Source organism: Defluviimonas aquaemixtae, assembly GCF_900302475.1.
Taxonomy (GTDB): Bacteria; Pseudomonadota; Alphaproteobacteria; order Rhodobacterales; family Rhodobacteraceae; genus Albidovulum; species Albidovulum aquaemixtae.
In genome coordinates this window covers 24041-37434 of record NZ_OMOQ01000008.1, presented here as the reverse complement: position 1 = coordinate 37434, position 13394 = coordinate 24041, and the positions used below count along the sequence as shown (strand labels likewise).

The 13394-nt window shown below is 64.2% G+C and carries 13 protein-coding genes and 1 tRNA gene; 6 read left to right on the top strand and 8 right to left on the bottom strand.

Annotated features, from left to right (window positions below; all coding sequences use genetic code 11):
- The coding region (locus tag DEA8626_RS20345; protein ID WP_497706964.1) for an EF-Tu C-terminal domain-related protein at positions 1-203 on the top strand (203 nt) is incomplete at its 5' end.
- 176 nt (positions 204-379) lie between these two features.
- Entirely contained in the window at positions 380-802 is a 423-nt protein-coding gene (locus DEA8626_RS20340) for a c-type cytochrome (RefSeq protein WP_181366572.1), read from the top strand.
- Positions 803-929: 127 nt separating this feature from the next.
- On the opposite strand, the gene DEA8626_RS20335 is transcribed toward DEA8626_RS20340, so the two are convergent.
- The gene (locus DEA8626_RS20335; RefSeq protein ID WP_108855075.1) at positions 930-1187 is read right to left on the bottom strand and encodes a hypothetical protein; all 258 of its coding nucleotides are present in this window, start codon (positions 1185-1187) and stop codon (positions 930-932) included.
- Positions 1188-1940: 753 nt separating this feature from the next.
- Between DEA8626_RS20335 and DEA8626_RS20330 the strand changes: the two genes are divergently transcribed.
- Both DEA8626_RS20330 and DEA8626_RS20325 read left to right on the top strand, forming a co-directional pair.
- Positions 1941-2174: a hypothetical protein gene (locus DEA8626_RS20330; RefSeq protein WP_108855074.1), complete on the top strand. Its 234-nt coding sequence runs from the start codon at positions 1941-1943 to the stop codon at positions 2172-2174.
- Positions 2175-2364: 190 nt separating this feature from the next.
- Positions 2365-2440 (top strand) — tRNA-Trp (locus DEA8626_RS20325).
- A 66-nt stretch (positions 2441-2506) separates the two neighbouring features.
- On the opposite strand, the gene fnrL is transcribed toward DEA8626_RS20325, so the two are convergent.
- Positions 2507-3253 (bottom strand): transcriptional regulator FnrL, encoded by a 747-nt coding sequence (gene fnrL, locus DEA8626_RS20320; RefSeq protein ID WP_108855073.1) that lies wholly within the window; start codon positions 3251-3253, stop codon positions 2507-2509.
- Between the two features lie 57 nt (positions 3254-3310).
- Here fnrL and hemN point away from each other — a divergent pair, with 57 nt between their 5' ends.
- Positions 3311-4666: an oxygen-independent coproporphyrinogen III oxidase gene (gene hemN, locus DEA8626_RS20315; protein ID WP_108855072.1), complete on the top strand. Its 1356-nt coding sequence runs from the start codon at positions 3311-3313 to the stop codon at positions 4664-4666.
- A 15-nt stretch (positions 4667-4681) separates the two neighbouring features.
- Here the strand turns inward: hemN and DEA8626_RS20310 are convergent, their stop codons facing one another.
- The 6 genes from DEA8626_RS20310 to DEA8626_RS20285 all read right to left on the bottom strand — a co-directional run bounded on the left by DEA8626_RS20310 (position 4682) and on the right by DEA8626_RS20285 (position 12305).
- Entirely contained in the window at positions 4682-5896 is a 1215-nt protein-coding gene (locus DEA8626_RS20310) for a glycosyltransferase (RefSeq protein ID WP_108855071.1), read from the bottom strand.
- Positions 5893-7494 carry an ABC transporter ATP-binding protein gene (locus DEA8626_RS20305; RefSeq protein ID WP_108855070.1) on the bottom strand — a complete coding sequence of 534 codons (1602 nt, stop codon included), beginning with the start codon at positions 7492-7494 and terminating at the stop codon, positions 5893-5895. The genes DEA8626_RS20310 and DEA8626_RS20305 overlap by 4 nt, the downstream gene beginning before the upstream one ends.
- Complete coding sequence (locus DEA8626_RS20300) at positions 7491-8594, bottom strand: ABC transporter permease (protein WP_108855069.1); 1104 nt, start codon at positions 8592-8594, stop codon at positions 7491-7493. Before DEA8626_RS20300 ends, DEA8626_RS20305 begins: the two co-directional genes overlap by 4 nt.
- A complete protein-coding gene (locus tag DEA8626_RS20295) occupies positions 8594-9679 on the bottom strand; it encodes a microcin C ABC transporter permease YejB (RefSeq protein ID WP_108855068.1) in 1086 nt (361 codons plus the stop codon). The genes DEA8626_RS20300 and DEA8626_RS20295 overlap by 1 nt, the downstream gene beginning before the upstream one ends.
- A 19-nt stretch (positions 9680-9698) precedes the next feature.
- Positions 9699-11615 carry an extracellular solute-binding protein gene (locus DEA8626_RS20290; RefSeq protein WP_245890954.1) on the bottom strand — a complete coding sequence of 639 codons (1917 nt, stop codon included), beginning with the start codon at positions 11613-11615 and terminating at the stop codon, positions 9699-9701.
- Between the two features lie 168 nt (positions 11616-11783).
- Positions 11784-12305: a c-type cytochrome gene (locus DEA8626_RS20285; protein ID WP_108855067.1), complete on the bottom strand. Its 522-nt coding sequence runs from the start codon at positions 12303-12305 to the stop codon at positions 11784-11786.
- A gap of 121 nt (positions 12306-12426) precedes the next feature.
- On the opposite strand from DEA8626_RS20285, the gene DEA8626_RS20280 reads away from it, so the two are divergent.
- On the top strand, positions 12427-13260 hold the full coding sequence (locus DEA8626_RS20280; protein WP_108855066.1) for a prephenate dehydratase: 834 nt from the start codon (positions 12427-12429) through the stop codon (positions 13258-13260).
- Positions 13261-13394: the final 134 nt, after the last annotated feature.

The window sequence follows — 13394 nt, the reverse complement described above, 5'->3', positions numbered from 1 at the left end:
GGCCGCAGTTCTACTTCCGCACGACGGACGTGACGGGCACCGTGACGCTGCCCGAGGGCACCGAGATGGTGATGCCGGGCGACAACCTGAAGTTCGAGGTCGAGCTGATCGCGCCCATCGCGATGGAGGAGAAGCTCCGCTTCGCCATCCGCGAAGGCGGCCGCACCGTCGGCGCCGGCGTCGTCTCGAAAATTCTGAAGTAAGACAAGAACGGTTCGACGCAGGACACGCGCGGGCGCCTCGGCGCCCGCGTTTGCTTTGCTCCAGCCGGTCCGCGTGATCGCGGACCGGCTGACGGCGATCAATGCCTGTGCGCTCGAACCCGTCATTCTGCGAACGATGGGTCTGCACGACGGGCCAGCTGAAGAGGAGGAGAGACATGAGAGGATTTCTTGCCGCGCCGGTCGCGGTCGCTCTGGCGACGCTTCCGCTTTGCACAGCCGCGCAGGATGTATCGATCGGTGGGGCCGAGTTCATGAACAGCTGCGCCCAATGCCATGGACCGGGCGGTAAGGGCGACGGTGTGATCGCCGGGTTCCTGACCAAGTCGGCGCCGGATCTTACGGCGCTGCAATCTTCCAACGGCGGCGTGTTCCCGGTCTCCCGCGTCTACGCGATCATCGACGGTAGCGAAGCCGCCGGTGCGCATGGGTCATCACAGATGCCGGCCTGGGGAATGCGCTACAATGCCAAGGCGCCGCGCGCGCTCGGTTGGGAATACAGCACCGCCGATCAGGAGGCATACGTGCGCGGCAGAATTCTTGCCCTCATCGAACATATCGCGACGCTGCAGGAGGAGTAGACCCCGCAGACCGTCCCATCGCATCGGAGCGCTCAACGCATTGGGGCGGCCCGACCGGGCCGCCCCACTTCCGTCACGGTCGCCTCGCCGATCTTTGGAGTATCGCGCGAGAGCCGCGTGCCCGCAATTACTCGTCGATGATCTTCAGCACCTGGGCGCGCGTCGCGTCGCCCATTTCGTGGCTGTCGGCGATCTGGACGATGCGGCGGACCTGGTCGATCGTCAGATCGCCGACATTGTCGGAGGGGATTCTCAGCTCGACGAGAAGCCGGGTCACGGCATCCACAACCATGTTCATCTCTGACTCAGCGGCGAACGCGGCCCCGGTCAGGGTCGAGACCGAAAGCATGGCAGCGGTCGCGACAGCGGTAATCGTGCGTTTCATGATGTCGTCCTTTCGAGTTGTGTCTGTTGCTAGCAGCGTCCTGCCCGCCGCAGTTACTGCCGGCGTCCTCTTTGCTAACGGGCGCAAATCGTTGAGGGAAAACACGAATCAGCTCACGGATTCTCCCGCGGATTTGCAGTTGACAGGTGGCGGGGAGGCGCATTCACGGATGCGTCGCGACAGCGTGAGCGCGACTGCCCTTGCCAGATATGCGCTTTTTGTGACTGACAGCACGGCGGATGGGAGCGCGCGTGATTGAAATGATTCATGCCATCTGCGCACAGCCGGCCGATGTTTCTTGATTGCACATCGGCGTGACTTCACGTTTCGATCACCGATGGCGCGGGTCCCGGTCGCGGCGGCGTGAGAACGGCCCGAAATTCTGAAACCTGATGCGAAACCGCCCATCCCGCGCGAATCAATTCCCAGCGCACAGCGTCCCTGCGAGAACTCAGCATCCGCTCTGGAGCAATCGTCGCCAATCTGCGCGAACGCACACACAATCGTGCGGCGCCCGTCCCGTGACCCGACCATCCCGTCGGCTCTCCACGCCGTGAGTCGCAAATCCCCGCGGTCCAAAGGCTTGGGCCATGCCGCCGCGCGCCTCGATGCCCGCCTTCACGACGCGACCAACACTCTGCGATCCGGCGCGATCAATCTGTGATTTCCTCTTTTTTTCAAGTGTCTGCATCCTGATGTCCTCGGGGCTGAACTGCTCCGCGCATGCCCAAACGTCACTCGAAAGGATTCATCATGACACGTCTTGTCGTGACCGCGGCTGCGATCGCCATCTTTGCGCCGGCGGCCTTCGCCCTGACACCGTCTCAGCTTCTGTCCGACATCGACAAGGCCGAGATCCGCAAGATCGTGCCGAATGCCGATCTGTCGAACCTGACGACCGCGCAGCCCGGTGCTCTCGCCGCCGCGCTCTACGGCTCGGGTTCGAACGGAGAGAAGCGCGCCGAGGTCCGCTCCATCCTCAACTGACCGATCCCCGCAGGGGACGCGGGGCCGCATCGTCCCGGCCTCGCCCTGGGCCGCCTTTCCGAAGGCGGCCCTTTTTGTCGGCAGCATCGCTTGTCGTGAGGCGGGTGCCGCCCGGACCGCATGCCGGTCGCGACCGGCGATTTCAATCTTGCAAAGCGTCCGGTGCCCGCGTAAGAACCCGCACGGCCTTAGGGGTATAGCTCAGTTGGTAGAGCATCGGTCTCCAAAACCGAGGGTCGCGGGTTCGAGTCCTGCTGCCCCTGCCAGGCTCTCAAGCGTCAAGTTTCTCTCGACATGGTCGTGCCGCAGCGATAGCGCTGCCGACGCTGTGCTCACCCGACGAAGCCGCCATCATCGTCGTCGCCTGCCTCTTCCAGAAGGCGGTCGAAGACGGGCACGGTAACATGCCGCTTGCCCTCGAGCTCGATCACACCGTCGCGTTTTAGGGCCGAAATCTGGCGGCTGACCGTTTCGAGCGTCAGGCCAAGATAGTCCGCCATCGCCTCGCGGGTCAGCGGCAACTCGAACACGATCCGCCCGCGTGGCGCGTGCAGGTGCAGCGAAGCGTCCCGCCGCGCCACGATCACGAGAAGACTGGCGATCTTTTCCCTGGCCGTCTTGCGGCCGAGCAGCAGCATCCACTCGCGTGCGGCATCCAGCTCGTCCAGCGTCATCTCGAGCAGCCGGTGGCTGACATTCGGCGTCCGCTCCATCAACTCCTCGAACGGTTTCTTGCGGAAGCAGCACATCAGAAGATCGGTTGTCGCGATGACGTTGTAGGGCGCCGTGTCGCGTCCCGGGCGGCCGACGAAATCCGACGGGAAGAGAAGCCCGACGGTCTGCGTCCGACCGTCTTCCATCACCTGTGTCAGCGTCGCTACTCCGGTGACGACGGAGGCCACAAAATCCATGCGGTCGCCTGACCAGATCAGCGTCTGGCCCGCCTCGAAGCTGCGGTAGAATTTCATCGCGTCGAGCTGCGCAAGTTCGTCCACGTCACAGCGTGCGCAGACGGCCGTGTAGCGGATCGGGCAGTCGCCGCAATTGGGCGCTGCGGGAAGGGGATCGTGAAGGGACATTCGCGCTCTTTGATCTTGGTCAAGGCAATTCGCCCGACATGTGCTCAAGCTAGAGACATGGCATCTGAATCGCAACTCGCGCGGCTCGGGCTTTTTGACGCGCGTGTGCCGCGCTACACAAGCTATCCGACCGCCCCACAATTCAGGCCCGGCATCGGCGGTGACACGTTTCGCCGCTGGATCGGCGCGATTCCCGAAGGTTCGCAGATCTCGCTTTACCTCCACGTTCCCTTCTGCCGAAGGCTCTGCTGGTTCTGCGCCTGCCGCACCCAGGGCACGGCGACGGACGAACCCGTGCGCGCCTATGTCGAGACGCTGAAGGCCGAACTCCGGCTCCTGGCCGAGGCATTGCCAGCCGGCGTCACATTGTCGCGCATGCACTGGGGCGGCGGCACCCCGACGCTCCTGTACGCGCCCCTGATGCGGGACCTGGCCACGGCTGCGTTCGCCGTCGCGCCGCTCGCGTCCGAGGGCGAGTTTTCGGTCGAGATCGATCCGAATGAGATCGACGGCGCGCGGCTCGATGCGCTGGCGGAGGCGGGGATGAACCGCGCTTCGATCGGCGTGCAGGATTTCGACCCCGCGATCCAGAAGACGATCGGCCGCGACCAGTCGTTTGAGGTAACGAAGGCGGCGGTGGACGGCCTAAGGGCACGCGGCATCGCCTCGCTCAACGCCGACATCCTCTACGGCCTGCCGCACCAGACGAAAGAGCGGATCGCCGCCTCCGTACAGAAGCTCCTCTCGCTCAGCCCCGACCGGGTGGCGCTCTACGGCTATGCGCATGTGCCATGGATGGCTCGCAGGCAGGTCATGATCCCGTCGAACGCGCTGCCGCGGCCAGAGGAGCGCCTATCGCTATTCGAGGTGGCGCGGCTGCTGTTCGAGGCGGACGGCTATGTCAGCATTGGCATCGACCATTTCGCATTGCCCGAGGACGGTCTCGCGCGCGCTGCGCTCGACGGCCGCCTGAGGCGCAACTTCCAGGGCTACACGGACGATACCGCGCCGGTACTGATCGGACTTGGCGCCTCTTCGATCTCGCGCTTTCCGCAAGGCTACGCGCAGAACGCCCCGGCCACCTCGGCGCATGTCAAGGCGATCCGCGAGGGCCGGTTCTCAACGGCGCGCGGCCATGTCTTCGCTGGCGAGGATCGGCTCAGGGCGCGGATGATCGAGGCGCTGATGTGCGACTTCCGTATCGACGCAGGCGAGCTCAAGCGAGATTTCGGAGTCTCGCAGGCGCGGCTCGACTCGCTTTTCGGCGAGGCTCAGGCGGCCTTCGGTGACATGGTCGAGCGCGATGGCGAGGGGCTCGCCATCCCCGTCCGCGGCCGCCCACTGACGCGGATGATCGCGCGGGTGTTCGACGCATATGACCTTTCGCAGGCAGGGCACAGCACTGCCGTGTAGTCTTCGCAGAGCGGCTCAGCGTCTGCCGTGGCGCTCCACGAACTCGACGAGCGCGGGCAGGGAGCACCGCTTCATATCATAGCCCTCGACGATCGTTACGCGCGCCGCTGCGCGCAGATGATCGTCTCGATCTGGAGAGGCCAGCGCGTCGGTCAGCGCCCGCGACCAGCCGGCGATGTCGAAGAAATCCACCAGCCGCCCGTTGACGCCGTCGCGGATCACTTCCTCGACCGGCGCCGTGCGCGACCCGACGACCAACGCACCTGCGCTCATCGCCTCCAGCATCGACCACGACAGGACGAAGGGATATGTAAGATAGGCGTGCACCCGCGTGACCTGCATGAGCGCGACGAAGCGCGCATAGGGTAGCTGGCCCAGGAAATGGATACGCGCCAGGTCGAGCCGGTCGCGCACCTCGTTCAGGAACATCTCTTTCCAGCTACCTGTCCCAGGGCGCGGCCCGTAGCTCTGGCCCTCCGCGCCGACAATCACGACCTGCGCCTCCGGCCGGGCCGCCATGACTTCGGGAAGCGCCCGCATGAGGATGTGGTACCCGCGATAAGGCTCGAGGTTGCGGTTGACGAAGCTCAGGACCTCGTCACCTGGCCGAAGCTGGCCGCCGCCCGGCAGGTCGAACACGGCGCTCGGCTGCGGTGCGACGCGGTCGGTGTCGATCCCGTCGTGGATCACCTCGATCCGGTCCCGGAACGGCGCGGGAAAGGTCGAGGCCTGCCAGTTCGTCGGCGCCACCGCCGAATCCGCATCGTTGATTGCCATGAGAAGATGCGCCCGGCGCGCCACGACAGAGGCGCGCGGGCCGATGCCGTCCTTGCTGAATTCCGGGTCGAAGCCGGTGTCCTGACCGGCCGCGTTGTAAAAGAACTCCGCATAGGTCAGATGCTGCGCCTCGGGCCAGACCTCGCGCAGGAACAATGTCTCGCCCCAGCCGCCATGGCCGAAGACGACGTCGGGGACGTAGTTGCGTTCACTGCGCAGCTGCGCGGCGGCCCGGGTCACGGACGCGCCGCGCTCGGCGGCCTCGGAGAAGGCGCGCGCAACGCCATCCGGGGCCAGTTTGGCGGGCGCGCGGTAACGCAGCGTCGCGATGGGCGAACTGCGCTTGTTCGTCTCCGCCGTCAGCGCCAGCACCTCGTGCCCGCGCCGGGCGAGCGCCGGGGCGAGGTGCAGGAACTGGCCGGGAAAATTCTGGTGGACGAAGAGGATCTTCATGCGCTCTTGGCGGCGTGGCCGAAGGCCGCGGCCATCAGCTCCCGGGTGTACTCCGTCTTTGGCGTTTCGAAGACCGCCTCGCCTTCGCCCGCCTCCACGACATCGCCCTGCTTCATCACAATCACTTTGTGAGCGAGCGCGCGCACGACGCGCAGGTCGTGGCTGATGAAGAGGTAGGCAAGCCCGTAGCGCCGCTGGAGTGAGCGCAAAAGCTCAACGATCTGCACCTGCACGGTCATGTCCAGGGCCGATGTCGGCTCATCCAGAACAACGACCTTGGGGCGTAGTATCATCGCTCGGGCGATCGCGATCCGCTGCCGTTGGCCGCCGGAAAACTCGTGCGGATAGCGTTCCATCGTGTCGGGATCGAGCCCGACCTCGGTCATGATTTCGGCGACCATTTCGCGCCGGTTGCGGCCCTTCTCGACGCTGTGGACGGTCAGCCCCTCGGCAATGATCTGCTCGGCCGTCATGCGGGGAGACAGGCTGCCGAATGGATCCTGAAAGACGATCTGCATGTCGCGGCGAAGCTTCCTGAGCTCGCGTGGTCGCCATTTGGAGATGTCCTGGCCGAGATAGACGATGGGTCCGTTGCTGTCGATCAGCCGCATGATCCCGAGCGCTAGCGTCGTCTTGCCCGATCCGCTTTCACCCACGATGCCAAGCGTCTCGCCTGCGCGGACCGAGATCGTGGCGTCGTTCACCGCCTTCACGTGGCCGACCGTGCGGCGCAGGAGCCCGCGCTGGATCGGGAACCAGACGCGCAATGATTCCGTCCGCACGATCTCTTCCGCACCATGGGGCACGGGGTCCGGGCGGCCATGCGGCTGGGCCGCGAGGAGCTTCTGCGTGTAGGGATGCTGCGGGTTGGCAAAAATCTCTTCGACCGAACCCTGCTCCACGATCTCGCCGCCTTGCATAACGCAGACCCGGTCGGCGATCCGCCGCACGATGCCGAGGTCATGGCTGATGAACAAGAGGCTGAGGCTCTCGCGTTCCTTCAATTCCGCAAGAAGGTCGAGAATCTGCGCCTGAATCGTCACGTCGAGCGCCGTCGTTGGTTCATCCGCGACCAGCAGCTCCGGCCCGTTCGCCAAGGCCATGGCAATCATAACCCGCTGGCGCTGACCGCCCGACAACTGGTGCGGATAGTCGGCGAGCCGGCTTTCGGGGTCGCGGATGCCGACCTCGTCCAGAAGCTCGATGATCCGCTTGCGCGCCGCCTCGCCGGTCAGCCCCTGATGCAGCGCCAGGCTTTCGGCGATCTGCTTTTCGAGCGTATGGAGCGGGTTCAGCGACGTCATCGGCTCCTGGAAAATGAAGCTGATGTCGTTGCCGCGCACGTCGCGCAGCACCGTCTCGGGCGCGCCGATCATCTCGCGGTCGAGGTACTTGACCGATCCCTCGACCTCGGCGCTCCCGCCGAGAAGCGACACGGTCGACAGAGCCGTCACCGACTTGCCGGATCCGCTCTCGCCCACGAGGGCCACGGTCTCGCCCTTGCCGACCGTGAAGTTCACGCCCTTCACAGCCTCGATCAGCTTGCCGTCCTGCCGAAAGTTGACCGACAGGTTTCGGATATCCAGGACGGCCGTCATTTGAACGTCTTTCGTGGGTCGAAGGCGTCGCGCACGCCCTCGAAGACGAAGACGAGAAGCGACAGCATGATTGCGAAGGTGAAGAATGCCGAAAAACCGAGCCACGGCGCCTGAAGGTTCGACTTGCCCTGCAGCGCGAGCTCGCCGAGCGACGGCAGCGACGCCGGCAGACCGTAGCCGAGATAGTCGAGCGCGGCGAGGCCGCCGATGGCCCCGGTGACGATGAACGGCAGGAAAGTCAGCGTCGCGACCATCGCGTTAGGCAGGATGTGGCGGAACATGATGACCCGGTCCGAAACGCCGAGTGCCCGGGCCGCGCGGACATATTCGAAGTTCCGCGCTCTCAGGAATTCGGCCCGGACCACACCCACGAGGGCTGGCCAGCCGAATAAGATGGTGACGAACACGAGAAGCCCGAAACTTCGTCCGAGAATCGCAAAGAGGATGATGATAACGTAAAGGCCGGGCGTGGACCCCCAGATCTCCAATAGCCGCTGGAATGTAAGGTCGGTCCAGCCGCCGAAATAGCCTTGCACCGCGCCCGCCGCGACGCCGATGAGGCTGGAAATCGTCGTGACGATCAGCGTGAACAGGATCGAGAGCCGGAAGCCGTAAATGATCCGCGCCAGCACATCGCGTGACGTGTCGTCGGTGCCAAGCCAGTGGTCCCTGTCCGGGGCCGACGGTGCCGTGCCCACGTTGTTGATCGTATTGTAGCTGTAGGGGATGGGCGGCCAGAGCATCCAGCCCTTCTCGACCGCCTCTCCGGCCACGTTGCCGTCAGCCGCATCTTCGATCACGCCCTCGGGGTCGTCGAAGCAATCCTCCAACCCGCCGCTGACGATCAGGCACTGCACCTCCGGCTCGCGGTAGACCGCCTCGGTCCGGAAATCGCCGCCGAACGCGGTCTCGGGGTAGAACTGATAGATCGGGTAGTGCAGCTTGCCCTGATACCTCACGAGGATCGGCTTGTCGTTCGCGATGATCTCGGCGCAGAGCGACAGCACGAAGAGCAGGAGGAAGACCCAGAGCGACCAGAATGCCCGTCGGTTGGCCTTGAAATTGCGCCATCGGCGCTGGTTAAGAGGCGACAGCGCCATCAGCCCGCCCGCCTCTCGAAGTCGATCCTCGGATCGACGAAGACATACATGAGGTCGGACAAAAGCCCAATCAGAAGGCCCATAAGTCCGAAGACGTAAAGCGTGCCGAAGACAACCGGATAGTCGCGTGCCACCGCCGCCTCATAGCCGAGCCGACCGAGCCCATCGAGCGAGAAGATCGTCTCGATCAGGAGGCTCGATCCGAACAGGACTGCAAGGAAAAGGCCGGGGAAGCCGGCAATGATGATCAACATCGCATTGCGAAAGACATGACCGTAAAGCACCCGGCCCTCGCTCAGACCCTTGGCCTTGGCGGTCAGCACGTACTGCTTGTTGATCTCGTCCAGGAAGCTGTTCTTGGTCAACAGCGTCAGCGTCGCGAAGCTCGAGATCGTGGTGGCTACGACCGGCAGCGTGATGTGCCAGAGGTAGTCGGCGATCTTGCCTATGAGACTAAGGCTCTCCCAGTCGTCCGAGGTGAGTCCGCGCAACGGAAAGATTCGCCAGTAGCTGCCGCCGGCGAAGAGGACGATCAGGAGAACTGCGAAGAGAAAGCCGGGGATCGCGTAGCCGACGATGATCGCCCCGCTCGTCCAGGTGTCGAATTTGCTACCGTCCTTCACTGCCTTGCGGATGCCCAATGGGATCGAGACGAGATAGGCCAGCAGCGTCGACCATAGCCCCAGGGTGATCGAGACCGGCATCTTCTCGATCACCAGGTCCACGACCGAGATCTTGCGGAAGTAGCTCTCACCAAAGTCGAAGCGCAGATAGTCGCCGATCATCTTGAAGAACCGCTCATGCGCGGGGCGGTCAAGCCCGAACTGCCTTTCCAGCTCCTCGATGAATTCCGGAGGCAGCCCGCGGGCGCCCAGATAGCGCTCGTCCCCGCCGGCCTGCTGTTGCAGTTCGGTATCGCCGCCCCCGGCAATGTTCTGGAAGACATCGCCCTGGCCCTCGAGCCGGGCGATGATCTGTTCGACGGGCCCGCCAGGCACGAACTGCGTGAGCGTGAAGTTAATCAGCATGATCCCGAACAGCGTCGGAAACATCAGAAGCAGTCTTCGCAGGATATAGGCGCCCAAGTCCTTGCTTTCCCGGTCTTCAGAAGGCGCCCATGGCCTTGAGCCTTTCCGCCGCCTCGGCGTCGTACCACCAGAAATCCAACTCGCCGACGGAAAGCGGCGGCAGATTCTCCGGGTGGCGGTAGAAGTCGTAGTAGGCCACCCAGGTTTCAGGGTTGTACCAGAGCGGGATATCGAAGCCCACCGCTCTCAGCGCGCGGTCGAGCGCGTGGATCGAAGTTTTCAGGTCCTCGAGCGTCCGCGCCGCGACGACATGCCCAATCAGCCGGTCGATGGCGGGGTTCCTGAGCCGCATGAGGTTGCGCGAACTGTCGTCGGCGGTTTTCGAGCCGAACCATTGTTCAAGCCCGCCGGAGGGCTCGAATCCCATGTCGAAGCCCTGATTTGCCAGATCGAAGTCGCCCTTCCGGCGCCGTTCGACGTATTGCGAGATGTCGACGCGGTCCAGCTTCCCCTGGACCCCGATCAGGGCAAGGTTCTCGATGAAGGGGTTTATGAACTTATCGTAGATCGGGCTGAACTGGATGATCGCCATGCTCAGAACTTGCCCGTTCGCGTTTCGCCTGAGACCGTCATTGCCGATTGTCCAGCCGGCTTCCTCCAAAAGCGTGCCTGCCTGCCGGATGATCCGGCGCGACGGTCGGTTCGCTTTGGCATCGTGTTCCACCGGCACCTTCGCCTCGTCGGTCAGGATCGACGCATCGAGCAAGCCTTCATCAACAAGGGGGCGAAGCAGCGCCAGTTCGCCCTCGGACGGAGTGTCGGAGGCGGCCAATTCGGTGTTCGGCCAGAACGAGACGGGGCGGTCATAAAGGCCGTACTGCAGAGTCTGCTTTGACCATGCAGAGTTGAACATCATCCCGATCGCCTCGCGGACGCGGGGGTCCTGCCAGTTCGGACGGTCGAGATTGAAGACCCAGGACAGACGGGTGCCGACGTTGCCGTCCGGAATCGTCTCACGCTTGACCCAGCCTCTCTGCACCGACTGAAAGTCGTAGCCCGAAGCCCAGTCCTGCGAGGAGTTCTCGGTGCGGAACGTGTAGTCGCCCGCCTTGAAGCCCTCGAAGGCGGCGTCGCTGTCGGCGAAGTACTCGACCCGGATGCGGTCGAAATTGTTGCGACCCTTGTTGAAGGGGATGTCATTGCCCCAATAGTCGGGGTTGCGCTTGTAGATGACGCGGCTGTTGAAGTCGAAACTGTCGAGCACATAGGCGCCGGTCGACATGAAGGTCTGTTTCGTCGCCCGGTCGAGCCGGGTGCCGGTCTGCTCGAACCAGGCCTTCGAGAAGACCGGGGTTCCGCCGGCAAAGCTCACGCGGTCGCGCATCGGCGCGGATTCGGTGAAATAGAACGTGATGCGATAGGGGCCCTCCACTTCGACCCGGTCGATATAGCCTTCGACGACGCGGCGGTATTCGAGGATGCCCTGTGTCTGGAACAGATTGAAGCTGTACGCCACGTCCTCCGCCGTCATCGGCACGCCGTCGGAAAAGGTGACGTCCTCGCGCAGGTTGAACGTCACGAAGGACAGGTCCTCGGGATATTCGAGCGTCGTGCACAGCAAGCAGTAGCTTCCGTAGGGATCGTCGGCTGTCGAGGTCAGGATCGCCTCGCTCCCGATGGTGTTGAGCGCGGCGGATACGCCGTCGCTGGCATACTGGTTGAAACTGTCGAAACTGCCCTGCGCCCAGATCGAGATTTCGCCGCCCTTCGGCGCGTCCGGGTTGACGTAGTCGAGGTGATCGAAATCGGCCGGGTACTTCAACTCTCCGAAGTTGGAATAGCCATGCGACGTTGTAACGGTTTCGAGCGCGTCCGCCGCGAATGTAAGCGCAAAGGTGAGGAAAGCCGCCGCGCCCGCCGCGAGAACGGTCCGGCGTCCCCCTTGCAGCCCGCCGATGGAGCGGGCCGAAATTTCGGGCATCTGCAAAGTCATCGCTTTCTCCTTGGGGCGACCGTCACCGCCTCGTCCGTCCTCTGAGTGCGAAAGCTACGGTGCCCGGTGGAGCGCTTCAAGTTGCGAATGCGTGAAGGCGATCAAGGGCGCGGAAAAAAAGGCCGCCTTCAGGCGGCCTTTCGGCAAACCGGACGGGATCGTGCCATGTCAGCCGCCAAGCGACTGCAGATAGGCGATCACGTTGGCGCGGTCCTCGACGCTCTTGAGGCCCGCGAAGGACATCTTGGTGCCCGGTATATTGCCCTTGGGGTTCTCGAGGAACGCATTCAGCGTCTCGGGATCCCAGGCGCCGCCATGACCGGCCATGCCGTCCGAATAGCTAAAGCCCGCGATCCCCCCGACCGCCCGGTTCAGGACGCCGTCAAGGTGCGGGCCGGTGCCGTTCGTCCCGTCAAGCTTGTGACAGGCCTTGCACTTGTTGAAGACCTTTTCGCCCGCCGCCGCATCGGCCGAGGCGAGCACGGTCGCGAAATCGGGACCTTCTTCGGCCGCCTCGCCGCCCTCGGCCGCGCCGGTGTCGATGACATAGGCTTGCGCGATTTCCTCGCCACCATGCGCGACCGGGCCCGTGTGGTACAGGATCTCGGCGGCCCACTTGCCGAGAAGGAATATCAGGAAAGCCCCGCACAGCGCGCCACCGGCCTTCGTTACAGTCATCGTGTCGAACATGTCGCGCCTCTACGCTGGCAATTCTTAGCGGGGTATCTACCCGCTTCCCCTGACAAGTTTCAAGGTATAGTTAGCGCGACGAAACGCCCGGGCCCCGGGCCGCCGTCGAGGAGCCACCCGCATGACCGGTCGGATCGCTTTCCAGGGAGAGCCCGGAGCCTATTCGCACGAAGCCTGCCGCAAGGCCTATCCGTCGCTCGAGGCGCTGCCCTGCGCCACCTTCGAGGACACGATCGAGACGGTGAGGAAGGGCGACGCCGACTACGCGATGCTGCCCGTCGAGAACTCGACCTACGGCCGCGTCGCCGACATCCACCACCTCCTGCCCGAATCCGGCCTGCACATCATCGCAGAGACCTTCGTGCGCGTGCACATCAACTTGCTCGCCGTGTCTGGGACGCGGCTCGAGGATGTCGAGGGTGCGATGAGCCACACCGTGCTTCTCGGCCAGTGCCGCCAGTTCCTCGGCCGCCACGGCCTGAAACCCGTCACCGGCGCGGACACCGCCGGATCGGCTCGCCACGTCGCCGAACTCGGCGATCCCAAGCTCGCCGCCCTCGCGTCCGAACTCGCGGGCGAAATTTACGGGCTCGACGTCCTCGGCCGCCATATCGAGGACCGCGCCCACAACACGACGCGCTTCCTCGTGATGGCGCGCGAGCCGGATTTCAAGCGCCGCGGCGAAGCGGGCATGATGACGACCTTCGTCTTCCGCGTCCGCAACATCCCGGCCGCGCTCTACAAGGCGATGGGCGGGTTCGCGACGAACGGCGTGAACATGACCAAGCTCGAAAGCTACATGGTCGACGGCTCGTTTTCGGCCACCCAGTTCTATGCCGACATCGAGGGCCATCCCGACGACGCCAACGTGCGCCGCGCGCTCGACGAGCTCGACTACTTCACCTCGTCGATGACGCTTCTCGGCGTCTATCCCGCCGATCCCAGCCGCCACTGAGCGGAGAATGTGAACGGCCGGAGCGAAGGCTCCGAGCCTTGCCAGACCGCCCTCTTCCGCCGGAGGAGGAAACGGGGGGAGGAGCAGGCGTTCGCACAAGGGCCGACCCACGTAGTGACAGCGCCGGGCAAGGA

Excerpts from the sequence above, each read along its gene's own strand:
- DEA8626_RS20340 (WP_181366572.1), top strand. The coding sequence starts at position 380 with ATGAGAGGATTTCTTGCCGCGCCGGTCGCGGTCGCTCTGGCGACGCTT.
- DEA8626_RS20335 (WP_108855075.1), bottom strand. The coding sequence starts at position 1,187 with ATGAAACGCACGATTACCGCTGTCGCGACCGCTGCCATGCTTTCGGTC.
- DEA8626_RS20330 (WP_108855074.1), top strand. The coding sequence starts at position 1,941 with ATGACACGTCTTGTCGTGACCGCGGCTGCGATCGCCATCTTTGCGCCG.
- fnrL (WP_108855073.1), bottom strand. The coding sequence starts at position 3,253 with ATGTCCCTTCACGATCCCCTTCCCGCAGCGCCCAATTGCGGCGACTGC.
- hemN (WP_108855072.1), top strand. The coding sequence starts at position 3,311 with ATGGCATCTGAATCGCAACTCGCGCGGCTCGGGCTTTTTGACGCGCGT.
- DEA8626_RS20310 (WP_108855071.1), bottom strand. The coding sequence starts at position 5,896 with ATGAAGATCCTCTTCGTCCACCAGAATTTTCCCGGCCAGTTCCTGCAC.
- DEA8626_RS20305 (WP_108855070.1), bottom strand. The coding sequence starts at position 7,494 with ATGACGGCCGTCCTGGATATCCGAAACCTGTCGGTCAACTTTCGGCAG.
- DEA8626_RS20300 (WP_108855069.1), bottom strand. The coding sequence starts at position 8,594 with ATGGCGCTGTCGCCTCTTAACCAGCGCCGATGGCGCAATTTCAAGGCC.
- DEA8626_RS20290 (WP_245890954.1), bottom strand. The coding sequence starts at position 11,615 with ATGACTTTGCAGATGCCCGAAATTTCGGCCCGCTCCATCGGCGGGCTG.
- DEA8626_RS20285 (WP_108855067.1), bottom strand. The coding sequence starts at position 12,305 with ATGTTCGACACGATGACTGTAACGAAGGCCGGTGGCGCGCTGTGCGGG.
- DEA8626_RS20280 (WP_108855066.1), top strand. The coding sequence starts at position 12,427 with ATGACCGGTCGGATCGCTTTCCAGGGAGAGCCCGGAGCCTATTCGCAC.